This is a genomic window from Xanthomonas protegens, from assembly GCF_038442435.1.
In the GTDB taxonomy this organism is placed as follows: domain Bacteria; phylum Pseudomonadota; class Gammaproteobacteria; order Xanthomonadales; family Xanthomonadaceae; genus Xanthomonas_A; species Xanthomonas_A sontii.
This window is the reverse complement of the sequence record NZ_JAQJCQ010000015.1, coordinates 43609-64694: the sequence shown is the minus strand read 5'-3', so window position 1 is coordinate 64694 and position 21086 is coordinate 43609. Positions and strand designations below refer to the sequence as shown.

23 protein-coding genes are annotated in these 21086 nt (G+C 71.2%); 12 read left to right on the top strand and 11 right to left on the bottom strand.

Features of this window, described 5'->3' with window-relative positions; all coding sequences use genetic code 11:
* Window positions 1-15: 15 nt before the first annotated feature.
* Window positions 16-879: a hypothetical protein gene (locus PIQ37_RS16420; protein WP_193312707.1), complete on the bottom strand. Its 864-nt coding sequence runs from the start codon at window positions 877-879 to the stop codon at window positions 16-18.
* An 11-nt stretch (window positions 880-890) separates the two neighbouring features.
* Window positions 891-2474: a bifunctional phosphoribosylaminoimidazolecarboxamide formyltransferase/IMP cyclohydrolase gene (gene purH, locus PIQ37_RS16415; protein WP_152181636.1), complete on the bottom strand. Its 1584-nt coding sequence runs from the start codon at window positions 2472-2474 to the stop codon at window positions 891-893.
* Between the two features lie 245 nt (window positions 2475-2719).
* On the opposite strand from purH, the gene PIQ37_RS16410 reads away from it, so the two are divergent.
* The 8 genes from PIQ37_RS16410 to PIQ37_RS16375 all read left to right on the top strand — a co-directional run bounded on the left by PIQ37_RS16410 (window position 2720) and on the right by PIQ37_RS16375 (window position 10659).
* Window positions 2720-3334, top strand: a complete 615-nt coding sequence (locus PIQ37_RS16410; protein ID WP_342074279.1) for a CDP-alcohol phosphatidyltransferase family protein — start codon at window positions 2720-2722, stop codon at window positions 3332-3334.
* Between the two features lie 65 nt (window positions 3335-3399).
* Window positions 3400-5154, top strand: a complete 1755-nt coding sequence (locus tag PIQ37_RS16405; protein ID WP_342074278.1) for a bifunctional alpha/beta hydrolase/class I SAM-dependent methyltransferase — start codon at window positions 3400-3402, stop codon at window positions 5152-5154.
* Complete coding sequence (locus PIQ37_RS16400; RefSeq protein WP_342074277.1) at window positions 5151-6488, top strand: phosphatase PAP2/dual specificity phosphatase family protein; 1338 nt, start codon at window positions 5151-5153, stop codon at window positions 6486-6488. Before PIQ37_RS16405 ends, PIQ37_RS16400 begins: the two co-directional genes overlap by 4 nt.
* Window positions 6485-6934: a hypothetical protein gene (locus PIQ37_RS16395; RefSeq protein WP_342074276.1), complete on the top strand. Its 450-nt coding sequence runs from the start codon at window positions 6485-6487 to the stop codon at window positions 6932-6934. Before PIQ37_RS16400 ends, PIQ37_RS16395 begins: the two co-directional genes overlap by 4 nt.
* Entirely contained in the window at window positions 6931-8406 is a 1476-nt protein-coding gene (locus PIQ37_RS16390) for a TIGR04222 domain-containing membrane protein (protein WP_342074275.1), read from the top strand. Before PIQ37_RS16395 ends, PIQ37_RS16390 begins: the two co-directional genes overlap by 4 nt.
* Window positions 8406-9059: a CDP-alcohol phosphatidyltransferase family protein gene (locus PIQ37_RS16385; RefSeq protein WP_342074274.1), complete on the top strand. Its 654-nt coding sequence runs from the start codon at window positions 8406-8408 to the stop codon at window positions 9057-9059. The genes PIQ37_RS16390 and PIQ37_RS16385 overlap by 1 nt, the downstream gene beginning before the upstream one ends.
* Entirely contained in the window at window positions 9056-9688 is a 633-nt protein-coding gene (locus PIQ37_RS16380) for a lysophospholipid acyltransferase family protein (protein WP_342074273.1), read from the top strand. The genes PIQ37_RS16385 and PIQ37_RS16380 overlap by 4 nt, the downstream gene beginning before the upstream one ends.
* Window positions 9685-10659 (top strand): phosphatidate cytidylyltransferase, encoded by a 975-nt coding sequence (locus tag PIQ37_RS16375; RefSeq protein ID WP_342074272.1) that lies wholly within the window; start codon window positions 9685-9687, stop codon window positions 10657-10659. The genes PIQ37_RS16380 and PIQ37_RS16375 overlap by 4 nt, the downstream gene beginning before the upstream one ends.
* Before the next feature lie 564 nt (window positions 10660-11223).
* Here the strand turns inward: PIQ37_RS16375 and fis are convergent.
* From fis to prmA, 4 genes are all read right to left on the bottom strand, one after another.
* Window positions 11224-11496 (bottom strand): DNA-binding transcriptional regulator Fis, encoded by a 273-nt coding sequence (gene fis / locus PIQ37_RS16370; RefSeq protein WP_010343856.1) that lies wholly within the window; start codon window positions 11494-11496, stop codon window positions 11224-11226.
* 116 nt (window positions 11497-11612) lie between these two features.
* On the bottom strand, window positions 11613-12458 hold the full coding sequence (locus tag PIQ37_RS16365) for a DUF3426 domain-containing protein (protein ID WP_342074271.1): 846 nt from the start codon (window positions 12456-12458) through the stop codon (window positions 11613-11615).
* Window positions 12459-12583: 125 nt separating this feature from the next.
* Window positions 12584-13030 carry a helix-turn-helix transcriptional regulator gene (locus PIQ37_RS16360; protein WP_342074270.1) on the bottom strand — a complete coding sequence of 149 codons (447 nt, stop codon included), beginning with the start codon at window positions 13028-13030 and terminating at the stop codon, window positions 12584-12586.
* Window positions 13031-13116: 86 nt separating this feature from the next.
* Window positions 13117-14037 carry a 50S ribosomal protein L11 methyltransferase gene (gene prmA / locus PIQ37_RS16355; RefSeq protein WP_342074269.1) on the bottom strand — a complete coding sequence of 307 codons (921 nt, stop codon included), beginning with the start codon at window positions 14035-14037 and terminating at the stop codon, window positions 13117-13119.
* 561 nt (window positions 14038-14598) lie between these two features.
* Between prmA and PIQ37_RS16350 the strand changes: the two genes are divergently transcribed.
* A complete protein-coding gene (locus PIQ37_RS16350; RefSeq protein ID WP_342074268.1) occupies window positions 14599-15525 on the top strand; it encodes a hypothetical protein in 927 nt (308 codons plus the stop codon).
* Window positions 15522-15878: a hypothetical protein gene (locus PIQ37_RS16345; RefSeq protein WP_017911500.1), complete on the top strand. Its 357-nt coding sequence runs from the start codon at window positions 15522-15524 to the stop codon at window positions 15876-15878. Before PIQ37_RS16350 ends, PIQ37_RS16345 begins: the two co-directional genes overlap by 4 nt.
* A 76-nt stretch (window positions 15879-15954) precedes the next feature.
* On the opposite strand, the gene PIQ37_RS16340 is transcribed toward PIQ37_RS16345, so the two are convergent.
* On the bottom strand, window positions 15955-16728 hold the full coding sequence (locus tag PIQ37_RS16340) for an SDR family oxidoreductase (protein ID WP_342074267.1): 774 nt from the start codon (window positions 16726-16728) through the stop codon (window positions 15955-15957).
* A gap of 98 nt (window positions 16729-16826) precedes the next feature.
* On the opposite strand from PIQ37_RS16340, the gene PIQ37_RS16335 reads away from it, so the two are divergent.
* Window positions 16827-17720 (top strand): AraC family transcriptional regulator, encoded by an 894-nt coding sequence (locus tag PIQ37_RS16335; RefSeq protein WP_342074266.1) that lies wholly within the window; start codon window positions 16827-16829, stop codon window positions 17718-17720.
* Window positions 17721-17934: 214 nt separating this feature from the next.
* On the opposite strand, the gene accC is transcribed toward PIQ37_RS16335, so the two are convergent.
* From accC to aroQ, 4 genes are all read right to left on the bottom strand, one after another.
* On the bottom strand, window positions 17935-19299 hold the full coding sequence (accC, locus tag PIQ37_RS16330) for an acetyl-CoA carboxylase biotin carboxylase subunit (RefSeq protein WP_048489337.1): 1365 nt from the start codon (window positions 19297-19299) through the stop codon (window positions 17935-17937).
* Window positions 19289-19666, bottom strand: coding sequence for a four helix bundle protein (locus PIQ37_RS16325; protein ID WP_407136804.1), 378 nt, complete (start codon window positions 19664-19666; stop codon window positions 19289-19291). The genes accC and PIQ37_RS16325 overlap by 11 nt, the downstream gene beginning before the upstream one ends.
* 77 nt (window positions 19667-19743) lie before the next feature.
* Window positions 19744-20226 (bottom strand): acetyl-CoA carboxylase biotin carboxyl carrier protein, encoded by a 483-nt coding sequence (accB, locus tag PIQ37_RS16320; RefSeq protein WP_342074264.1) that lies wholly within the window; start codon window positions 20224-20226, stop codon window positions 19744-19746.
* Window positions 20227-20330: 104 nt separating this feature from the next.
* Window positions 20331-20777, bottom strand: a complete 447-nt coding sequence (gene aroQ, locus PIQ37_RS16315; RefSeq protein WP_342074263.1) for a type II 3-dehydroquinate dehydratase — start codon at window positions 20775-20777, stop codon at window positions 20331-20333.
* Here aroQ and PIQ37_RS16310 point away from each other — a divergent pair.
* Window positions 20754-21077, top strand: a complete 324-nt coding sequence (locus PIQ37_RS16310; RefSeq protein ID WP_342074262.1) for a hypothetical protein — start codon at window positions 20754-20756, stop codon at window positions 21075-21077. The genes aroQ and PIQ37_RS16310 overlap by 24 nt on opposite strands.
* Window positions 21078-21086 lie beyond the last annotated feature (9 nt).

The following is a 21086-nucleotide window of genomic DNA, read 5'->3' as shown; positions in this document are numbered from 1 at the left end:
CCGGGCGCGCGCGCCTCACGTGCAGCCTTCACGCTGCAGCGCCTCGGGGAAATGGTAGGTCCAGGTCTTCGCGTCCAGCGCGAAGCGGTGGCTGCGCTGCACCGGGCGCTGGCCGCACTCCGTGCCGGTTTCCTCGATCAGCAGCGGCCAGACGCGGGCCGCGTGGTCGCGGTCGTCGAAGCGCAGGGCGAAGTCGATGGCGAACTGGCCGGCCTTGCAGTCCGCCGCCGCATCGGCGGCATCGCAGTCGGCGGCGGCGCTGTTGTCGATGTGGCTGCGCACGCTGCCGGCGTCCACCAGGCCCTTGGGGCCGGGCAGGATCAGGGTCTGCGACTGCAGCGCGTAGCCCTGGCCGAACCAGCCGTCTTCCACGCGGAACCCGTAGAAATCGCTGCCGGCGCGGACGATGCCGACCTCGCCGGGCTGGCCCTGGCTGCCGTAGGTGCCGCCGGTGCGCTCGGCGGCGACGGCGAAACCCTGGCCCTCGGGGCGCAGCACGTAGAAGTCGATGGTGCCCGGTTCGGGATGGCCGGCGTCGCGCAGCGCGCCGCACACCGCCAGCAACTGCTGCCAGCCGTCGCCGGTGACCACCGGCTGTTCGGCGCACACCTGCCAGTCCACCGCATGGCTATCGCCCCCCTGGGTCCATTGCCCCGGCCAATGCCCGGCCAGCGTCGCGGCGCTGCCGTAGCGCTGCTGCAGGAACGTCTGCAGGCGCGCGGTGCGGCTGACGTGCGCGGGCGCGGCGGCGCTGGCGGGCGCGGCCGCAGGTGCGGCGCTGGGGGCGGGGGGCGCGGCCGGCGTGCAACCGCCCAGCACGAGGGCGCCGGCCACGGCCAGCACGGCGAGTGGACGGGGCACGACAGCGGACAGGCGCATCGCTCCAGACCTCAGTGGCGGAAGTGGCGCACGCCGGTGAACACCATGGCGATGCCGTGCTCGTCGGCCGCGGCGATCACCTCGGCGTCGCGCATCGAACCGCCCGGCTGGATCACCGCCTTGATGCCGGCCGCGGCGGCGGCGTCGATGCCGTCGCGGAACGGGAAGAACGCATCGGAAGCCATCACCGAGCCTTCCACGGCCAGGCCGGCATCGGTGGCCTTGATCCCTGCGATGCGCGCCGAGTACACCCGGCTCATCTGCCCGGCGCCGACGCCGATGGTGCGGTGGTCCTTGGCGTAGACGATGGCGTTGGACTTGACGTACTTGGCCACCTTCCACGCGAACAGCAGGTCATCGAACTGCGCCTCGGTCGGCGCCAGGCGGGTCACCACCTTCAGTGCATCGCGCGGCACCACGTGCGCGTCGCTGGTCTGCAGCAGGATGCCGGAGCCGACCCGCTTGCTGTCGATGCCGTAGGCGCCGTCGCCGGCGGGGATGCGCAGCACGCGCACGTTGGCCTTCTTCTTGGCGTACTCCAGCGCGGCGTCGTCGTAGTCGGGGGCGATCAGCACCTCGACGAACTGGCGGTCCAGGATCGCCTGCGCGGTGGCCGCATCCAGGCGCCGGTTGAAGGCGATGATGCCGCCGAAGGCGCTGGTCGGGTCGGTGGCGTAGGCCAGTTCGTAGGCATCGCCGCAGCCGGCGCCGACCGCCACGCCGCACGGGTTGGCGTGCTTGACGATGACGCAGGCCGGCGCGTCGAACTGGCGCACGCATTCCCAGGCCGCATCGCTGTCGGCGATGTTGTTGTAGGACAGCTCCTTGCCCTGCAGCTGGGTGAAGGTGGCCAGGGTGCCGGGCGTGGGGGAGAGGTCGCGGTAGAACGCGGCCTGCTGGTGCGGGTTCTCGCCGTAGCGCAGTTCCATCACCTTGACGAAGCTGGAGTTCATCTGCGCCGGGAACGCGCTGCGCGTCGGCACCGCGGCGTCGCTGGCGGTGACCGCGGACAGGTAGTTGCTGATCGCCGCGTCGTACTGGGCGACGCGGTTGAACGCGGCCACGGCCAGGGCGAAGCGCTTGGCCGCCGACAGCCGGCCGTCGTTGGCCTCCAGTTCGGCCAGCAGTTCGGCGTACTGCGCCGGGTCGGTGGCCACGGCCACGCGGGCGAAGTTCTTGGCCGCCGAGCGCAGCATCGCCGGGCCGCCGATGTCGATGTTCTCCACCGCGTCGGCGAGCGTGCAGTCGGCCTTGGCGGTGACCGCCTCGAACGGATACAGGTTGAGCACCAGCAGGTCGATCGCGGCGATGCCGTGCTCGGCCATCACCGCATCGTCGGTGCCGGCGCGGCCGAGCAGGCCGCCGTGCACCAGCGGGTGCAGGGTCTTGACCCGGCCGTCCATCATTTCCGGGAAGCCGGTCAGTTCGGACACGTCCTTCACCGCCAGCCCGGCCTCGCGCAGGGCCTTGGCGGTGCCGCCGGTGGACAGCAGTTCGACGTTGCGCGCGGCCAGCGCGCGGGCCAGGTCGATCAGGCCGGTCTTGTCGGAAACGGACAGCAGCGCCCGGCGCACGGGCAGGAAATCGGAGGACATGGGGCAGGGCGGGGGCAGCGGAACGGGCCGCCATTGTAGGCGCTGAGGCCCGCCGACGCCCGGCCGGCCGTGCCCACGGGCCGGCGGATCGCATGCGCGGCAGCGCCGGCACACAGTGCGCGCGCCCCGCCGTGGAGCCGCGCGCGGACCGTGCAGAACACCTGCGCCGTGGCTGCGGCCGCGCGCGCAGACGCCACGATGCATTAGGCTGTCGCCGCCCCGCCCTCGCCGTCAGGACCACGCGCGTGTCGATCTATGCCCTCAAAGGACGTTTCCAGGACCTGCTGCGGCCGGGCGTGCGCGTGCTGGACCGGCTCGGCGTCACCGCCAACCAGGTGACGGTGGCCGCGGCGCTGGTGTCGCTGCTGGTCGCCGCGGTGGTGTACGCGCAAGGCGCGGCGCAGCCGCTGTGGTACGCGCTGCTGCCGCTGTGGATGCTGCTGCGGATGGCCTTGAACGCGGTGGACGGCATGCTGGCGCGCGAATTCGGCCAGCAGTCGCGGCTGGGCGCCTACCTCAACGAACTGTGCGACGTGATCGCCGATGCGGCGCTGTACCTGAGCCTGCTGAGCGTGCCGGGCGTAATGGGCGGCTGGGTGTGGCTGATGGTGCTGACCGCGGCGCTGACCGAGTATGCCGGGGTGCTGGGGCTGATGGTCGGCGCCAGCCGCCGTTACGATGGGCCGATGGGCAAGAGCGACCGCGCCTTCTGCGTCGGCGTGCTGGGGCTGCTGTTGGCCTGCGGGTTGCCCGGCGCACCAGCCGTCAATGGCTTCGCTGGGGTGGTGGCGTTCCTGTGCGTGTCGACGACGGTGCGCCGCGTCGCGGCCGGACTGCGCGAAGCGGACGCGCGCGACTGAGCGGGTGCGGCCGTCGTGGCCGCGGGAACCCAATGGATTCATGGCAGACAGGGAATCGGCAACGGATGCGGCAGGTCAACGAAAGCGAATTCGCCAGTTTCGACGGCACACGGCTGTTCTATCGGCACTGGCCGGCCCCCGCGCCGGCGGCGCCGCCGCGGGCGGTGGTGCTGCTGCACCGTGGCCACGAGCATTCCGGGCGGGTCATGCACCTGGCCGAGGAACTGGGCCTGGACGAGTGCGCGCTGTTCGCCTGGGATGCGCGCGGCAACGGCCGCTCGCCCGGCGCGCGCGGCGACGCGCCCGGCTTCCCGGCGCTGGTGCGCGACCTGGACCGTTTCGTCGCGCACATCGGCGAGGTCCACGGCATCGCCGTGCAGGACATCGTGGTGGTGGCGCAGAGCGTGGGCGCGGTGGTCGCCAGCACCTGGGTGCACGACTACGCGCCGCCGCTGCGCGCGCTGGTGCTGGCCTCGCCAGCGTTCAAGGTCAAGCTGTACGTGCCGTTCGCGCGGCCCGGGCTGGCCCTGATGCAGAAGCTGCGCGGCAACTTCTTCGTCAACAGCTACGTCAAGCCGCAGTGGCTGACCCACGATCCGGCGCGGGTCGAGAGCTATCGCGACGATCCGCTGATCACCCGGCCGATCTCGGTGCGGGTGTTGCTGGGGCTGTACGCGACGGCCGACCGCGTGGTCGGCGATGCGCAGGCGATCACCGTGCCGGTGCAGCTGCTGGTGTCCGGCAGCGATTTCGTGGTGCACCGCGGCCCGCAGGACCGCTTCTACGAGCGCCTGTCCTCGCCGGTGAAGGAGCGCCACCTGCTGCCCGGTTTCTTCCACGACACCCTGGGCGAGCGTGATCGCGCGCCGGCGCTGGCGCAGATCCGTCGCTTCGTGCGCGAGCGCTTCGCCGAGGAACCGGCACTGCCCAGCCTGCGCCACGCGCACCGCCGCGGGCCGACCTTCGAGGAAGCCGAGCGCCTGGCCTGGCCGCCGGAACGCTACAGCCTGCAGGACCTGCGCTGGCGCGGCGTGCGCGCCGGCCTGCGCCTGGGCGGGCAGCTCTCCGAAGGTATCGCCCTCGGCCTGCAGACCGGTTTCGATTCCGGCAGCACGCTGGACTACATCTACCGCGACCAGGCTGCCGGGCGCGGCCCGCTGGGGCGGAGGGTCGACCGCAACTACCTGGATGCGATCGGCTGGCGCGGCATCCGCGTGCGCCGCCAGCATCTGCATGAGCTGCTGGGCCTGGCGATGCAGCGGCTGCGCGCCGCCGGCCTGCCGGTGCGCGCGCTGGATATCGCCGCCGGCCACGGCCGCTACGTGCTGGAAGCGCTGGCCGGCGGCAGCCAGCGCGCCGACGCGATCCTGCTGCGCGATTTCAGCCCCTTGAACGTGGCGCAGGGCCGCGCGCTGATCGCCACGCTCGGCGCCACCGACATCGCCCGCTTCGAGCAGGGCGATGCCTTCGACCGCGACGCGCTGGCCGCGCTGCAGCCGCGGCCGACCCTGGCGGTCGTGTCCGGCCTGTACGAACTGTTCCCGGACAACGACCAGGTGCTGCGCTCGCTGCAGGGCGTGGCCGCGGCGGTGGAACCGGGCGGCTACCTGGCCTACACCGGCCAGCCCTGGCATCCGCAGCTGGAGTTCATCGCCCGCGCGCTGACCAGCCACCGCGGCGGTGCGGCCTGGGTGATGCGCCGGCGCACCCAGCAGGAGATGGACGAACTGGTGCGCGCGGCCGGCTTCCGCAAGCTGGAGCAGCGCATCGACGAATGGGGCATCTTCACCGTGTCGCTGGCGCAGCGGATCGCGCCATGAGCGCCGCGGCCGCGCGGCCGTGGCGGCGGGCGCTGGCCTGGCTGGCGCTGCTGGGGCCGTTCTTCTTCCTCAGCTACGGCCTGGCCAACACGCTGGCCGCGCGTCGCGCCGCCGTGCCGTCGCTGCCGTTCGCCTGGGAAACCCAGATCCCGTTCTGGCCGTGGACCATCGTCCCGTACTGGTCGATCGACCTGTTCTACGTGATCTCGTTCTTCGTCTGCCGCACGCGCGCCGAACTGGACACGCATGCGCGGCGCCTGCTCACCGCGCAGGTGCTGGCGGTGGGCTGCTTCCTGCTGTGGCCGCTGCGCTTCAGTTTCGAGCGGCCGCCGACCGAGGGCGTGTTCGGCTGGCTGTTCGCGGTGCTGCTCGGCTTCGACAAGCCGTTCAACCAGGCGCCGTCGCTGCACATCGTGCTGCTGGTGGTGCTGTGGGTGCGCTATGCGCAGCACCTGCACGGACTGGCGCGGCTGGCCCTGCACGGCTGGTTCGCGCTGATCGGGCTGTCGGTGCTGACCACCTACCAGCATCATTTCCTCGACGTGCCCACCGGCCTGGCCGCCGGCTGGCTGTGCGTGTGGCTGTGGCCGGAGCGCATCGCCGCGCCATGGCGCGCCGCGGCACCGGCGCGCGATCCGCGGCGTTGGCGCCTGGCCGCGCTGTACCTGCTCGGCAGCGCGGCCTGCGTGGCCGCCGCACGCGCGCTCGGTGGTGCCGGCTGGTGGCTGCTGTGGCCGGCGCTGTCGCTGCTGCTGGTCGCGCTGAGCTATGCGCTGCTCGGCCCGCTGGGCCTGCAGAAGCGTGACGACGGCCGCCTGAGCCTGGCCGCGCGCTGGCTGTACGCGCCGTACCTGGCCGCCGCCTGGCTCAACTCGCGTGCCTGGACCTGGCGCGATCCGGCGCCGCGCGAGATCGCCGACGGCGTCTGGCTCGGGCGCATGCCCGGCCGCGGCGAGCGCACGCGCTTCGCCGCGGTGGTCGACGTCAGTGCGGAACTGTCGTTGCGCGAGGCGCAGGCGCACGACCGCGTGGTGCCGATGCTGGACCTGGTGGCACCGCCGGCTGCGGCCTTGCGCGCGGCCGCCGACGCGATCGCGTCGGCACGCACGCACGGCGCGGTGCTGGCCTGCTGTGCGCTGGGCTATTCGCGCAGCGCGGCCGCGTTCGCCACCTGGCTGCTGCGCAGCGGCCGTGCCGCCACGCTGGACGACGCGCTGGCGCTGTTGCGGACCCGCGCGCCACGCATCGTGCTGGGACCGGCGCAGCGTGCCGCCATCGCCGCCGCCTGCACTGCACCGCCGGCGCCGCTGCAGGCGCAGGAGCTGCCGGCATGAGCACGCCGCTGGAACTGCGCACGATGGCGGCGGTGCTGCGTCAGGGGGCGCCGCTGGATCGGCTGTCGCTGCTATTGCTCGCGGTGACGGTGGCGCTAGCGGCGTGGTACGCCGGCGGCGGCGCGCTGCTTGCGGTGGTCTGGTGCGGCGTCGCCGCGTTGGCGGGCCTGTTGCAGCGCTACTGGGCGGCGCGGGTCGGCCTGGACGTGGCGCTGCTGGAGGCGGTTCTGGCCGAACCGGACCTGCCGTGCGCCGGTGCCGACCTGGACGCGGCCCTGCAGCGATTGGGCCTGCTGCGCACGCTGCCGCCGCCGCGCGACTGGCTGGCGCGCTGGCAGGGCATGCGCCGCCTGCTGCGGCGGCAGTTGCTGTGCTTCGCCTTGCAGGTGCTGGCCTTGGTGGTGGCGCTGTGCACGGCGCCGGCCGGCTGGGAGGCGATGCGATGACGCGAACGTCCACGCCGCTGCGGCCGGCCGTGGTCGATCCCGATTACGCGGCCTTGTGGCAGCGCCTGCAGGCCGACGGCTTCGGCGAGGGCGAGACGGCGTTGGCGGCGTTCGAGCGTCGCGTCGCCGAGGAGGCCGGCGTGTCGCCGGCGCTGGCCACGCAAGTGGTCGAGGAGTACCGGCGTTTCTGCTTCCTGGCCTGCGTCGCCGGCGAGGAGATCACGCCGAGTCCGCTGGTCGACCAGGCCTGGCACACGCACCTCACCGACACCCGCGAGTACTGGCAGCGGTTCTGTCCGCAGGTCCTGCGCCGCACCCTGCACCACCATCCCGGGCGCGGCGACCCGGCCGACGCCGCGCGCTTCCAGGCCCAGTACGCGGCTACCCTGACGCAGTACCGGCACTACTTCGGCGAGCCGCCAACGGCGTGCTGGCCGGCGCCGGCCGGCACGCGGCCGCCCGCGCCGGCAATGCGCCAGGCGCGCACGCGCCGCACCGCGTCCACGCGCGGCGGCATCGCCCTGTGGGGTTGGATGCTGGGCGCAGCGCTGCTGTTCGCGGTGCTATGGCAGGGCAACGGCCCGCTCTCGCCGCTGCACTGGCCGGGACCGCCGTTCCTGCTGCTGTTCCTGGCCGGCATCGGCCTGGCCTGGAGCCTGGGCACGCGCCTGCGCCTGGCCGTGCGCGGACTGCGCCGCGCGGCGCTCGATACGCCATTGGACGCCACCGAGCTGGCCTACCTGGCCGGCGGCAGCGAGCGCGTCGCCGATCAGCAACTGGCCTTGCTGCTGGCGGCCGACGCGGTGCGCCTGCAGGCCGAACCGCATGTGCGCCGCCACGCGCGGCTGCGGCTCACCCGTGTCGCCGCACCGCCAGCGCTGCAGCGCGCGCTGGCGATCGTGCGCGCGCAGCCGCACCTGCAGCCGGCGCTGGCCGCGTTGCGGCGCGACGCCGCGCCGCTGCGCCGCTCGCTGGTCGACAAGGGGCTGTGGCTGGGCCATGGACAGGCGTTGTGCGCACGCCTGTTCGGCGCCGCACCGTTGCTGGCGCTGTGGATGCTGGGTCTGCTAAAGCTGCGCATCGGCCTGCAGTTGCAGCGCCCGATCGGCTTTCTGGTTGCGGCGATGGTGGTGGTCGCGGTCGTTGCGCTCGGCTTCCTGCTCACGCCGCCGCGGCGCAGCGTCGCCGGCGACGCGCTGCTGGCCGAGCGCGAGGCGGCCTGGCGCGACGGCGTCGCCGCTCCCTCGCTGGCGCCCGGTTCGCATCTGGCGCTGCCGCTGGCCCTGGCCGGCACCAGTGTGCTGATGACCACGCCCTGGGCCGATTACCACGCTTTGCGCACACCGGCGCCCAACGGCCATGGCGGCCGGTGTTCAACGACGAACTGCAGTAGCTGTGGTGCCGGCAGCAGCGATGGCGGCGGCAGCAGTTGCGGCGGTGGTGGCTGCGGCGGCTGTGGAGGCGGCGACTGATGGCCGCTTCGACCTGGCAGGCGCGGCGTGCGCAGTGGCGGGCGCGCCTGGCGCTGGCGTTGCGCGCGCGTGGGGCCACGCCCAATGGCGTGTCCTGGACCGGACTGGCGTGCGCGGTGCTGGCGGCACTGATGTTCGTCCTGGCCTGGCGCGAGCCGCCGGTCAATGCCGCCGCGCTGCTTGTGCTGGCGGCACTGGCGCTGCAGGCGCGGCTGCTGTGCAACCGCCTGGACGGGCTGCTGGCGCAGCAGGCGCAGATGATCGGCCGTGCCGGGGCGGTGTACAACGAGGCGCCGGACCGGCTGTCGGACGTGGCGGTGTGCCTGGGCGTGGGCTATGGCCTGCAGCCGGTGCTGGGCATCGGCGCGGAACTGGGCTGGGCCGCTGCGCTGGTGTGCGTGGGCACCGCCTACGTGCGCATGCTCGGCCTGGCCTGCGCGGTGCGCGAACCGTTGCAGGGGCCGATGGCGCGCGTGCAGCGCATGCATTGGCTGTCGCTGGCCGCGTTGGCGGCGGCCGCTGCATTGCTGCTGCAGCACACCACACTGGCCTACATGCTTCTTGCCGTGGCGCTGGCGCTGTTGATCGCCGCCGCCGCCCTGACCATCGTGATTCGCGTGCGCGCCATCGTGCGCGAACTGGAGTGGAAATGATCGCCCGTCTGATCGCCCGCGGCTGCAGTGCCGCGATCCGTCTACTCACCGGCGCACGTGCGCTGTGGCGCGGCTGCATGCCGTCCGGCGAGCGCCGCGTGTACTACGGCAACCACGCCAGCCACGGCGATTTCGTGCTGATCTGGTCGTCGTTGCCGGCAGCGCTGCGACGCGAGGTGCGGCCGGTGGCGGCGGCCGACTACTGGCAGCGCGACGCGTTGCGCCGCTACCTGATCCACGCGGTGTTCAACGGCGTGCTGATCGAGCGCGATCCGCAGCAGCGCCAGCGCGATCCGATCGCCTGCCTGTGCGAGGCGGTCGACGGCGGCGGCTCGCTGATCCTGTTCCCGGAAGGCACCCGCAATACCGAGGAGGGGCTGCTGCCGTTCAAGAGCGGTCTCTATCACCTGGCGCGGCAGCGTCCGGAACTGGAGTTCGTGCCGGTGTGGATCGACAACCTCAAGCGGGTGATGCCCAAGGGCAAGTGGCTGCCGTTGCCGTTGCTGTGCACCACCACCTTCGGCGAACCGCTGCGGCTGGGCGCCGGCGAGGACAAGCAGGCCTTTCTCGATCGCGCGCGTGCGGCCTTGTTGGCGCTGGCGCCGGAGCAGGCGGAGGCCGCCCGATGAATCCGATCGCGCTGAGCGAACACCTGCAGCAATCCTCGATGCGGCAACAGACGGTGTGGCTGTTCCTGGGCATCGCCACGGTGCTGGTGGTGGCCACGCTGATCGCCGAGACGCTGCGCTGGCGCGCGCGCGAACGGCCCAGTGCGGTACTGGACAACCTGGTGGCGCGAATCCGCGCCTGGTGGGTGATGGCGGCGGTGGTGGCGCTGGCGTTCGCCTTCGGCCGGTTGGGCGTGATCGTGCTGTTCGCGCTGGTGTCGCTGTTCGCGCTGCGCGAATTCATCACCCTCACTCCCACCCGGCGCGGCGACTACTACGCGCTGCTGGCCGCGTTCTACGTGGTGCTGCCGTGGCAGTACTGGCTGGTGTGGAGCGACTGGTACGGCCTGTACACGCTGCTGATCCCGGTCTACGCGTTCCTGGTGCTGCCGATCCTGTCCACCATCGGCGGCGACACCACGCGCTACCTGGAGCGCACCGCCAAGGTGCAGTGGGGGCTGATGATCAGCGTGTTCTGCATCTCGCACGTGCCGGCGCTGCTGAACCTGCGCATTCCCGGCTACGAGGACCGCAACCTGCTGCTGTTCGCGTTCCTGGTGATCGTGGTGCAGTCCTCCGACGTGCTGCAGTACGTGTGGGGCAAGCTGCTGGGCCGGCACCTGATCGCGCCCAAGCTGTCGCCGTCCAAGACCGTGGAAGGCTTCGTCGGCGGCATCCTCTCGGCCAGCCTGCTGGGCGCGGCGCTGTGGTGGATCACCCCGTTCTCGCCGCTGCAGGCGTTCGCGCTGGCGCTGGTCGCCAACCTGATGGGCTTCTTCGGCGGCCTGGTGATGTCGGCGATCAAGCGCGACCGCGGCATCAAGGACTGGGGCCACATGATCGAAGGGCACGGCGGCGTGCTCGATCGCTTGGACTCGGTGTGTTTTGCGGCGCCGGTGTTCTTCCACCTGATCCGCTATGGGTGGGTGTGAGGGGCGGGGATTGGGGATGGTGGGATTTGGGATTCGCTGGAGCGTCGCGCGGTGAGAGTGTTGCGCCTGCGTAGGAGCGGCTTTAGCCGCGATGCTTACCGATTGCGCGCCGGCGCTAATCGCGCAACAAGAGGGCAAGAATTGCTTTCGGATACCCACAGCCGTTCGTCTGGCCGGCGATGGAAGTTGAGTGATGCGGTCGCGCTTTGTTGCGATGGTGCGGCGTCGGATTCGTTGTAGTAGGGCTGCAGCCCTGGTGCTGCAGCCAGTGTCGCGTCAGGGTTGAAGCCCCTCCCACAATGGCGAGGCGTGCGCTTCGGCGTTCGGTGGTTTCTTCGCCGCGGTAGTGCGTTCGCTATCGCCTGGTGGATTTCAGGCGTCGCGGCTGAAGCCGCTCCTACGAGGGCGATGCACAGGCGCTAGAAGCTGTGTCGCTGTGTGTGTCGGATCGCTTGACAGTCAAGTCATGCAGGACAGCACGCCGATTCCCGATTCCCAGCTTTTCACCAGCCGCAGGCTGGTCATCCCGAATCCCGAATCCCGAATCCCCAATCCCGGCCTCCCTCAGGCCAGCCCGTATTCCTTGAGCTTCTTGCGCAGGGTGGCGCGGTGGATGCCCAGCAGCGCGGCGGCGCGGCTCTGGTTGCCTTCGCAATGGTTGAGCACTTCCACGAACAACGGGATCTCCATCTCGCGCAGCACGATCTCGTACACGTCGTCGGCGTCGCAGCCGTCGAGGTCGCGCAGGTAGCGGCGGACCGATTGCGCCACGTGTTCGCGCAGCGGCGGCTTCGGCGCGCCGCGACTGGAGTCAGGACGAGTGGTGGCGGCGTTCAAGTTCGACGGATCCCCGGATGACAGCGGCGCCGGACGGCAGGAGGGCCGGCGCGGGGGGACGAGTCTAGCGCGTGGCCTGCGCCGCTGCCATGGCGTAGTGCCCGAACGCAGCGTTCTCAGTGGAAATCGAAACTGAATGCCGCAGTCTCGGCGGCCGGTTCGCGCACCTGGAACGCGATCTGTGCGCTCTGTCCCGGCGCCAGTGTGGCGCTGTCCGGCCGTGCGCGCCCCAGGTACTCCTGCGGGCGCAGTACGCGGCTGCCGATGGTGCGGCCGTCGGCGTCGGCCAGCGACAGTTGCAGCAGCGGCCAGGCCTGCGCCCAGCGCGCGTCGTTGCGGAAGGTCGCCTGCACCTGCAGGGTGCCGGCATGGCCGGGCAACGGCCGCACCTCGCGGCTGAGCATGGTGAAGGCGGCCGGCTCGCGCCAGGCCGGCACGCTGCAGCGCAAGACCTGGCAGACCCCGGCCACCCATGGCCGCCAGCGCGGGTCGGCGCCCAGGCGCTGGCGATCGGCGATCAGGATCTGCAGCGCCAGCAGCAGGCCCAGCCCGGCCAGTGCGATCCACTGCCAGGGCGCGGCACGCAGCACCGGGCGGCGTTCGCGCGGGCCATGCAGGAAGCTGGGCGCGGCGGCGGCGGACACTGGCGAGGTGGGGGCGGTCGCGGGGGACGCGACCGTGTCCGGTGCCAGTGCGGGGTCCGTCGCCGACGCGGGCGGCAGCGCTTCCAGGTTGCCCGCGTCAGGTGCGGCGTGGACCGCGTCGGCCTCCTCTTCGGCCGGCTTCACGTTCGCAGACGCTGGCGAGACGCTCGGCGCTGCGGTGTCGGTCAGCGGCGTCGCGGCTGCCGGCGCGTCACCGCCCGCCGCCGGCGCGACCGGGGTCTCGCCCTGTGTGGCGGACGGATCGGGCTGACGCAGCAAGGTGGCGAGGCTGGGACGGGGCGGAGTGCGATCGGGCATGCGCGCGGGCGACGACGGCGAGAGCCGTATTCAAGCACGCGCCGGCTGGATCTGCAGTGCGCTGCCGGTGGATCGTGGCCTTTGTCAGCGCTGGACGCTCTAGGGAGCGAGGGTCTCGCGGCGGCTCAGCGCGACTTGCGGGTGTCGAGCAGGTCCAGCAAGCCGGCGCGCTGGCGCGGGCTCAGGCTGTCGAAGCGCTCCAGCAGGCGCAGTTGCTGGTCGGTGAACTGGTAGTGGCTGGGCAGCTCGCCGATGGCCGCGGCGTCCGCCGCCATCGGTTCGCCGAACACGCGCTCGCCACGGCCGGTGGCCAGGTACTCGAAGTGCAGCCCGCTGCGGCGGGCCAGGGCGATCAGGTGCTCCAGCGCCGGCGCGGTGCCTTCGGCCATTTCCCACTGCGCCACGGCGCTGCGGGTCACGCCCAGGTCCAGCGCCAGGGCCTCCTGGGTGAGGCCGGTGAGCTTGCGCGCTTCGCGCACCCGTTCGTACAGCTTGCTGTTCACACGCACCTCCGCAGGGGAGGCGAGATATAGCCGCGCCGGCTGCTGCGCTTGGTTCGCAGCGCTGTCCATCAGTTAAATGTTAGCGATACTGTCTCTAGCGCAACGGGCCGGCTGGCCTTGCGGTGGGCCGCGCCCCGGCGTGGCCGTGCCCCGGTTCAGTCCCGGCGTACGCCGTCGATGCGCATCCAGTCGCCGTCCTGTTCGGTGCGCAGCTGGGTGAACCACGGTGCGTAGCGCTGCAGCAGCTCCTGTTCCTGGCCGTGCAGGATGCCGGACAGGGCGATGCGCCCGCCCGGCGCCACGCGCGCGGCCAGGGTCGGCGCCAGCGCATCCAGCGCCGAGGCGAGGATGTTGGCCACCACCACCGGATAGGTGGCCGCCGGTTCGTCGGCGGGCAGGTACACGGCCAGGCGCTCGCCAACCGCGTTGCGCTCGGCGTTGTCGTGGCTGGCCAGCAGCGCCTGCGGGTCGTTGTCCACGCCCACCGCGGCGGCGGCGCCCAGCTTCAGCGCAGCCAGCGCCAGGATTCCCGAGCCGCAGCCGAAATCCAGCACGCGCGCCTGCGCCAGGACGCCGTCGGTGGCCAGCGCGTCCAGCCAGCGCAGGCACAGCGCGGTGGTCGGGTGGGTGCCGGAGCCGAACGCCAGGCCCGGATCCAGGCGCACCACGGCGGCATCGGCGCCGCTGGCCTCCTCCGGCAGGTCGTGGTTCCACGGCACGATGAAGGTGCGCGCGCCGAAGCGCATCGGTTGGAACTGGTCCAGCCAGGCCCGTTCCCAGTCCTGGTCGTCGACCTTGCGGAAGGTGGCCTGGGTCCAGTCCAGCCCGGGGTCGAACGCCTCCAGCGCGGCCAGCAGCACCAGCGCGTCCTGCTCCTCGGGGAACAGCGCGGTCAGGACCAGCGTGCCCCACAGCGGGGTCTCGCCCACGCCCGGTTCCAGGATCGCGCGTTCGTTGCTGGTGTCGGCGTCGGCATCGAGCAGGGTCACCGCCAGCGCGCCGACATCCTCCAGCGCGGTCTCGTAGCGGGGCTGGGTGGCGTCGGTGCAGCGCAGGGTCAGTTCGAGGAACGGCATCGGTCGGTGGGGCAACGAGGGGAAGCGCGCATCTTAGACGGGCGGCGGGCTTCGCGCTGGAGGCTGTCTGGCCGGCGAAGCGGAGCAGGGCGTGCGTGTCGGCGGGTGACGCACGCCCCACGTCCAGACGGCCGTGTTCGCAATGCGCCCACGCGAGGGTGTGCGCGGCGTCGCGCCGCTGCCGCGGTTCGCCGAGAGGGCCGGAGCGTCATCGTGTCCGGCCGTATTCCCGCGCGGCCGGCGCCCCGCCCGCCGACAGGACCGCGGGAACCGCTGTCGGGGATGCGATGCGGCCGGCCCCTGTCCAGCCCGCCTGCGCCGGCCGGCTGAAAGGATCCGACAACGCCGTCAGGCGATGCCAAGACCGGGACTGCGGCGTGGTGCCACGACCGCCGCCGCCTGCCGTTCGTCCGTGCCGCCGCTCCGCGCGTCCGTGCACCGGTGCCGCCGCCCGCATTTGGCGCATGCCGCGGCCGTGGCCTGGGGTAGACTGCCGGCTCGCAGCGGCCGGGCGACAGGGGGTCCGGCTGCGCTTCTGCCCGTTGTCCGGCTCTTTCGCGCATGCCCGTCGTGTCCCGTCCAACCTGGCTGTTGCTGGCGCCCGCCGCGCTGTTGCTGGGCGTGGTCGCCTATCGCGTGCTGTCGCTGCCGGCTGCACCGGCAGCGTCCATGCCGGCGACCGCGGTGGCGGCCGCTGCCGCCCCTGCGCCTGTCGCGTCGGCCACCGCGTCGCTGCCGGCGTCCACGCCAGGGCGCCGGCACGGGGACGCCGAGGGCGAACGCGGCGCCGACCTCTACCGCGCCGCGCAGCAACTGTCGATCGCCGCCGCGCACGGCGACCCCGAGGCGTCCTGGCGGCTCAGCCGCATCTACGACTACTGCGCCGGCTATGCGATGGACCCGGTCGGCTATGGAGCCGATACCCGCGCGATCGCCGACGCGCGCCTGCCGACCTCCGCGCAGATGGTGCAGGCGCGCGCCCGCGTCGGCCGCCGCTGCGCCGGGTTCGCGCCCGGCGACGGCCTGACCCGCCAAGCCATCGTCGCCCAGCGCATACAGGCTGCGCGCGGCGGCAACCTGGCCGCCGAAGCGGCGCTGCTGGCGCTGGGCCAGCCGTTGCATGCCGGCGCCGAGTACAAGCGCGATCTGGTCGCGCGGGTGCGCGCCTCCGGCGATCCCGATGCCTACGTGGCGCTGTCGCCGGCGATGGGCCTGGCCGCCAGCGGCGACGACAGCCTGGACGGGCGCGTGGCCGGCACCCAGTTTTCCGAATTGGCCTGGCAGTTGGCCGCCTGCAGGCTGGGATTGGATTGCGGCCCGGACAGCGAGTTGATGACCCGCTATTGCGCCAACGGCGGGATCTGCTCGCGCGACCCCACCCAGGACTTCAGCAGTTTTGTTTACGACGCCGCGGTGCCGCGGCAAGGCACGGACACGATGAACGACATGGTCAATCGATTGGTGGACAGCAAGGGAGCAGGCTCATGAATTACCGGCGATGGCTGCACGGCGCCAAATTCTGGTTCTGGGTCCTGGCCTTCGTCGCCTATTCGGCGGCGGCGGCGGGCCTGTTGCTGATCGACACCGCCGAACAGCGCTACCGCGGCCTGTCCAAGGTCGAACTGACCACCGCGCACGCCGCGCCGGACGTGCGCCGCGCCGGCGCCGCGCAGGTGGCGGCGATCTACCGTGCCAACAGCGGCATGCCGTTCTCCACCCTGGCCCCGGGCAGCACCTTCCAGATCGTCTGGCCGGACGGCTCCACCGAGACGGTGATGATCGTCAGCCCGACCTCGAGCCTGGGCGTGGAGCCGGTGGCGGGAACCCAGCAGGGGAAGTAGCCGGGAGTGGGGAACCGGGAATGGGGAACCGCTAGAGCGGGTTCCCGGATCCTGTCAGGTCGTCGCGATTGGGAGATCAGCGCTGTGTGGCGGGCGCCCGGTGCGGCTGGGGTTGCGCGGACAGTGCCAGGGCGTCGGCGCCGGCGGGGTAATGCAACCGGTCGCTGGCGTCGTTGGCGGCGTCCCAGATCGCCTGGGCCACATCGCCGGGCGTGGTCACCGCTGCCGGTTGGCCCAGGCGCGCAAACACCTCGCCGGCGAAGGGCGCATAGGCGTCCGGGATCAGCCCCTGCATGCGCTGCTGCCCATTGGCGGTGAAGCGGGTGGACGGCCCGTAGCCGGGTTCCACCAATTTGACCCGCACGTCGAACGCCGCGAGTTCGTGCGCCAGCGACGCGGTGAAGCCCTGGATCGCGGTCTTGCTGGCCGTGTATGCGGCGACCAGCGGGAACGGCGCCAGCGTGGCGCTGGAGGTCACGTTGACGATGACGCCGGCGCGTTGCTGGCGGAACTGCGGAATCACCGCCTGGCACACCGCCATCGTGCCGAAGGTATTGGTCTCGAACACCGCGCGCACGGTCGCCATCGGCGTGGCCTCGAACGCGCCGAACAGGCCGATGCCGGCGTTGTTGACCAGTGCGTCGATCGGGCCGATGGCCGCCAGCGCGCGCGCGATGCTGTCGGCATCGGTCACGTCCAGCGCCAGCAGGCGCAGTTGCGGCGACGCCGGCAGCAGCAACTGCTGCGGCTGGCGCATGCTGGCGACGACGTTCCAGCCTTGCGACAGGAAATGGCGCGCGGTTTCCAGGCCGTAGCCGGAGGAACAGCCGGTGATCAGGACGGTCTTCATTGCGTTCTCCAGGAGTGGGGATTCGGGAGGACACGATAGGCGCGGGACCCCGGATGATCGATAATCCAGAATCCGCTTCGCTTTAGTCGTCGTCCGAAATGCGCGATCCGCTCTCCGATGTCGTGCGATTGCTGCACCCACAGGCGGTGTTCGCCAACCTGATCAGCGGCAAGGGGCGCTGGGCGGTGCGCTATGCCGCGTACGGGCAACCGGGGTTCTGCATCGTCCTGGAGGGCAGTGCGGTGCTGGCAGTGGACGGACACCCGCCGGTCGCGATCGGGGCAGGGGATTTCGTGCTGTTGCCGACCACGCCGGCGTTCACCCTGTCCGGCGTCTTGCCGGCGCCGCCGGTGTTCATCGATCCGCAGGTCGTTGCGGGCGGGCAAGGCGAGTTGCGCCACGGCGAGCAGGGCGGTGCGCCGGACATGCTGGCCTTGGGCGGCGCCTTCCTGTTCGACAGCGCCAATGCCGGGCTGCTGGTCTCGCTATTGCCGGCGGTGGTGCATGTGCAGGGCGCAGGCCGGCTGATGCACTTGGTGCGGATGGTGGGCGAGGAGTACCAGGACAGGAAACCGGGCAACGACTACATGTTGTCGCGGTTGGTGCAGATGCTGCTGGTCGAGGCCATGCGCTGGACCAGCGCGGGCAATGCGCCGCCGGGCCTGCTGCGCGGCCTGGGCGACGCACGGCTGGCGCCGGCGCTCGCGCAGATCCATGCCCGCATCGACCACGCCTGGACCGTCGGCGAACTGGCCCGGGTGGCGGCGCTGTCGCGCTCGACCTTCTTCGAGCGCTTCACCCGCACCGTCGGCGTGGCGCCGATGGCGTACGTGCTGGCCTGGCGCATGCGGGTGGCGAAGGACCTGCTGCGGCGCGATGGGGCGAGCGTGGCCGACGTGGCGCAGCGCGTCGGTTACGGCTCCACCAGCAGCTTCAGCGTCGCCTTCAGCCGTCACACAGGCGAACCGCCCAGCCGCTACGCCAGGCGCTGATGCAAGACCGCTGGCGATGCCGCCGCGGGACAAGCGAGTAACCGGGGTGCGATCTCCGGCACCCCGCAAACGCATCGGCGACAGTCGAGGCGGCTCACGGCCCTGCCGCCCTCACCAGGAACGGATCAGGACCCGAACTCCGCCTTGCGAATCCCGGCGTTCAACAGCCGCAGGCAGGTCATCCCGAATCCCGAATCCCGAATCCCGGCCTCTCCTACAACGCGATCGACTTGTTCTTGCGCTCGGCCAGACGCTTTTCCAGGTAGTGGATGTTCTGGCCGCCGGCCTGGAAGCCCTTGTCGCGCATGATCCGCTGCTGCAGCGGGATGTTGGTCTTGATGCCGTCCACCACCATCTCGCTCAGCGCCACGCGCATGCGCGCGATCGCGGTCTCGCGGTCGGGGCCGTGCACGATCAGCTTGCCGATCATCGAGTCGTAGTTCGGCGGCACCTTGTAGCCGCTGTAGATGTGCGTATCCACGCGCACGCCGGGGCCGCCGGGCGGGTGGAAGCCGGTGATCAGGCCCGGGTTGGGCATGAAGGTTTCCGGATCCTCGGCGTTGATGCGGCACTCGATCGCATGGCCGCGCAGGACGATGTCCTTCTGCTTGATGCTGAGCTTGTGCCCGGCGGCGATGCGCAGTTGCTCGCAGACCAGGTCGATGCCGGTGATGCGCTCGGTGACCGGGTGCTCCACCTGGATGCGCGTGTTCATTTCGATGAAGTAGAAGCGGCCGTTCTCGAACAGGAACTCGAAGGTGCCGGCGCCGCGGTAGCCGATGCGGATGCAGGCGTCCACGCAGACCTTGCCGATCTCGTTGCGCAGTTCCTCGGTGATGCCTGGCGCCGGCGCTTCCTCCACCACCTTCTGGTGGCGGCGCTGCATCGAGCAGTCGCGCTCGCCGAGGTGGATGGCGTTGCCCTGGCCGTCGGCCAGCACCTGGATCTCCACGTGGCGCGGGTTCTCCAGGAACTTCTCCATGTACACCTGGTCGTTGCTGAAGGCGGCCTTGGCCTCGGACTTGGTGGTCTCGATGGCGGCCTTCAGCGCGGCCTCCGAATGCACCACGCGCATGCCGCGGCCGCCGCCGCCGCCGGCCGCCTTGATGATCACCGGGTAGCCGATCTCGCGGGCGATCTTGGTGTTGGCGACGATGTCCTCGCCCAGCGGGCCGCCCGAGCCGGGCACGCATGGTACGCCGGCGGCCTTCATCGCGCGGATCGCCTCGACCTTGTCGCCCATCAGGCGGATGGTGTCGGCCTTGGGCCCGATGAAGATGAAGCCGGACTGCTCCACGCGCTCGGCGAAGTCGGCGTTCTCCGACAGAAAGCCGTAGCCGGGGTGGATGGCCTGGGCGTCGGTGACCTCGGCCGCGGCGATCAGCGCCGGGATGTTGAGGTAGCTCTCCGACGAGGGCGCCGGGCCGATGCACACCGACTCGTCGGCCATGGCCACGTGCTTGAGGTTGCGGTCCACGGTGGAATGCACCGCGACCGTGCGGATGCCGAGCGTATGGCACGCGCGCAGGATGCGCAGCGCGATTTCGCCGCGATTGGCGATGACGACTTTATCGAGCATGGGATTCGGGATTCGAGATTGGGGATTCGTAAAGGGCGCCGGCATCGCGCAGGTGTCGCGAATCGTCCAGCGTGCGGATCAATGCGTTGAGCCTGGAGAACGTGCGGTTCAAGAGATCATGGGTTGCCGCGTCGGTCGCACAGAATTGCAGCCGTATCGCGATCTGCAGTTGCGTATCCAACTCCGCCAGCGAGCCTCGCGCCATCGACAGATAGCGCAGGTATTCGGCGGTGGAGCGCCGCGCGGCACCCTCCGCGATGTTGGAGGGAACGCTGATCGCGGCGCGCCGCATCTGGGCCGTCAGTCCGAAGCGTTCGGCATCCGGGAAATCCTGGGTGAGCCGGTAGGTCGCTTCGACCAGCGCCATCGCGTCGCACCAGACGTCCAGGCGCTCGTGCGGCCGCTGTTGCGAATCCCGAATCACGATTCCCCAATCCCGGCGTCTCAGCCGATGACAAACAAGGGCTGGTCGAACTCCACCGGCTGCCCGCTTTCGCCCAGGATCGCGACGATGGTGCCGGAGACGTCGGCTTCGATCGGGTTGAACATCTTCATCGCCTCGATGATCGCCAGGGTCTCGCCGGCCTTGACCGTCTGGCCGACGCTGACGAAGGCGGGCTTGTCCGGCGACGGCGAGGTGTAGAAGGTGCCGACCATCGGCGCGCGCAGCACGTGGCCCTCGGGCAGGGCGTTGCCGGGCTTGGCGCTGCCGCCGGTGGAGGCCTCGGTGGGCGAGCTCATCGGCATCGATGCGGCCGCGGCCGGCGCGGCCGCGGGGGCGGCGGCTACGTACTGCGGTGCGCTGGCGGTCATGCCCTTGGGGGTGCGCGCCAGGCGCACGCTTTCCTCGCCTTCCTTGATCTCGATCTCGGCGAGATTCGATTCTTCCAGCAGGTCGATCAGTTTCTTGATTTTGCGGAGATCCATAACGGCCTCGTGAGGTGACTTTGAAAAAGACCGGGCGCGCGGCCCGGGGGCTCAGACGGGGGTGTGCGGCGCCGTTGCGGCGCGGCGGCAGGCGTGGAGGCGGTTCATGCGGCCGCTCCCAGCCGGGTCAGTGCCGCGTCCATCGCATAGCGGTAGCTGTCGGCGCCGAAGCCGCAGACCACGCCGACCGCGTGGTCGCTGAAATAGCTGTGGTGGCGGAACGGCTCGCGGCTGTGCGGGTTGGACAGGTGGATCTCGATGAACGGGATCGCCACCGCCGCCAACGCGTCGCGCAGCGCCACCGAGGTATGGGTGAAGGCGGCCGGGTTGATCAGGATGAAGGCTGTGCCGTCGCCACGCGCGGCCTGCACCCGGTCCACCAGCACGTGCTCGGCGTTGGACTGCAGGCTCTCCAGCGCGTGGCCGGCGGCGATGGCCTGGGCCTGCAGCGCGGCATCGATCTGCGCCAGGGTGGCATGGCCGTACACGCCCGGCTCGCGGGTGCCGAGCAGGTTGAGGTTGGGGCCATGCAGCAGCAGCAGTCGCGCCATCGGGAACAAAGCAGCGGAAAGGGCGGCAGTCTGCGCGAAGCCGGCATTGCTGTCCAGTTCGGCGAAGTTGCGGGTGTTTTAAACAAATGTTTGATTTTGCCGCCCGGCTGCGGCGCCTTTGCGACGGAGACGATGGGCATCGGCGGCGTGCGGCGGCGTGCGGCGGCGCGCGCTGGCGCTGACCTTTTATGTCGCATCCCGCGCGCGCCACGCAAGTGTCACTGCAGCATGGGGCGCCTGCATTGCAGGCGCTGGTGCCGGGGCGTGGCGACGCTGTTGAAAGTGGTATATACCATTTGAAAATCACTG

Coding starts and splice junctions, on each gene's coding strand:
- PIQ37_RS16420 (WP_193312707.1), bottom strand. CDS start 879: ATGCGCCTGTCCGCTGTCGTGCCCCGTCCACTCGCCGTGCTGGCCGTG.
- purH (WP_152181636.1), bottom strand. CDS start 2,474: ATGTCCTCCGATTTCCTGCCCGTGCGCCGGGCGCTGCTGTCCGTTTCC.
- PIQ37_RS16405 (WP_342074278.1), top strand. CDS start 3,400: ATGCGGCAGGTCAACGAAAGCGAATTCGCCAGTTTCGACGGCACACGG.
- PIQ37_RS16400 (WP_342074277.1), top strand. CDS start 5,151: ATGAGCGCCGCGGCCGCGCGGCCGTGGCGGCGGGCGCTGGCCTGGCTG.
- PIQ37_RS16395 (WP_342074276.1), top strand. CDS start 6,485: ATGAGCACGCCGCTGGAACTGCGCACGATGGCGGCGGTGCTGCGTCAG.
- PIQ37_RS16390 (WP_342074275.1), top strand. CDS start 6,931: ATGACGCGAACGTCCACGCCGCTGCGGCCGGCCGTGGTCGATCCCGAT.
- PIQ37_RS16385 (WP_342074274.1), top strand. CDS start 8,406: ATGGCCGCTTCGACCTGGCAGGCGCGGCGTGCGCAGTGGCGGGCGCGC.
- PIQ37_RS16380 (WP_342074273.1), top strand. CDS start 9,056: ATGATCGCCCGTCTGATCGCCCGCGGCTGCAGTGCCGCGATCCGTCTA.
- PIQ37_RS16375 (WP_342074272.1), top strand. CDS start 9,685: ATGAATCCGATCGCGCTGAGCGAACACCTGCAGCAATCCTCGATGCGG.
- PIQ37_RS16365 (WP_342074271.1), bottom strand. CDS start 12,458: ATGCCCGATCGCACTCCGCCCCGTCCCAGCCTCGCCACCTTGCTGCGT.
- PIQ37_RS16360 (WP_342074270.1), bottom strand. CDS start 13,030: ATGGACAGCGCTGCGAACCAAGCGCAGCAGCCGGCGCGGCTATATCTC.
- prmA (WP_342074269.1), bottom strand. CDS start 14,037: ATGCCGTTCCTCGAACTGACCCTGCGCTGCACCGACGCCACCCAGCCC.
- PIQ37_RS16350 (WP_342074268.1), top strand. CDS start 14,599: ATGCCCGTCGTGTCCCGTCCAACCTGGCTGTTGCTGGCGCCCGCCGCG.
- PIQ37_RS16345 (WP_017911500.1), top strand. CDS start 15,522: ATGAATTACCGGCGATGGCTGCACGGCGCCAAATTCTGGTTCTGGGTC.
- PIQ37_RS16340 (WP_342074267.1), bottom strand. CDS start 16,728: ATGAAGACCGTCCTGATCACCGGCTGTTCCTCCGGCTACGGCCTGGAA.
- PIQ37_RS16335 (WP_342074266.1), top strand. CDS start 16,827: ATGCGCGATCCGCTCTCCGATGTCGTGCGATTGCTGCACCCACAGGCG.
- accC (WP_048489337.1), bottom strand. CDS start 19,299: ATGCTCGATAAAGTCGTCATCGCCAATCGCGGCGAAATCGCGCTGCGC.
- PIQ37_RS16325 (WP_407136804.1), bottom strand. CDS start 19,666: ATGGCGCTGGTCGAAGCGACCTACCGGCTCACCCAGGATTTCCCGGAT.
- accB (WP_342074264.1), bottom strand. CDS start 20,226: ATGGATCTCCGCAAAATCAAGAAACTGATCGACCTGCTGGAAGAATCG.
- PIQ37_RS16310 (WP_342074262.1), top strand. CDS start 20,754: ATGCAGCAGCAGCAGTCGCGCCATCGGGAACAAAGCAGCGGAAAGGGC.
- aroQ (WP_342074263.1), bottom strand. CDS start 20,777: ATGGCGCGACTGCTGCTGCTGCATGGCCCCAACCTCAACCTGCTCGGC.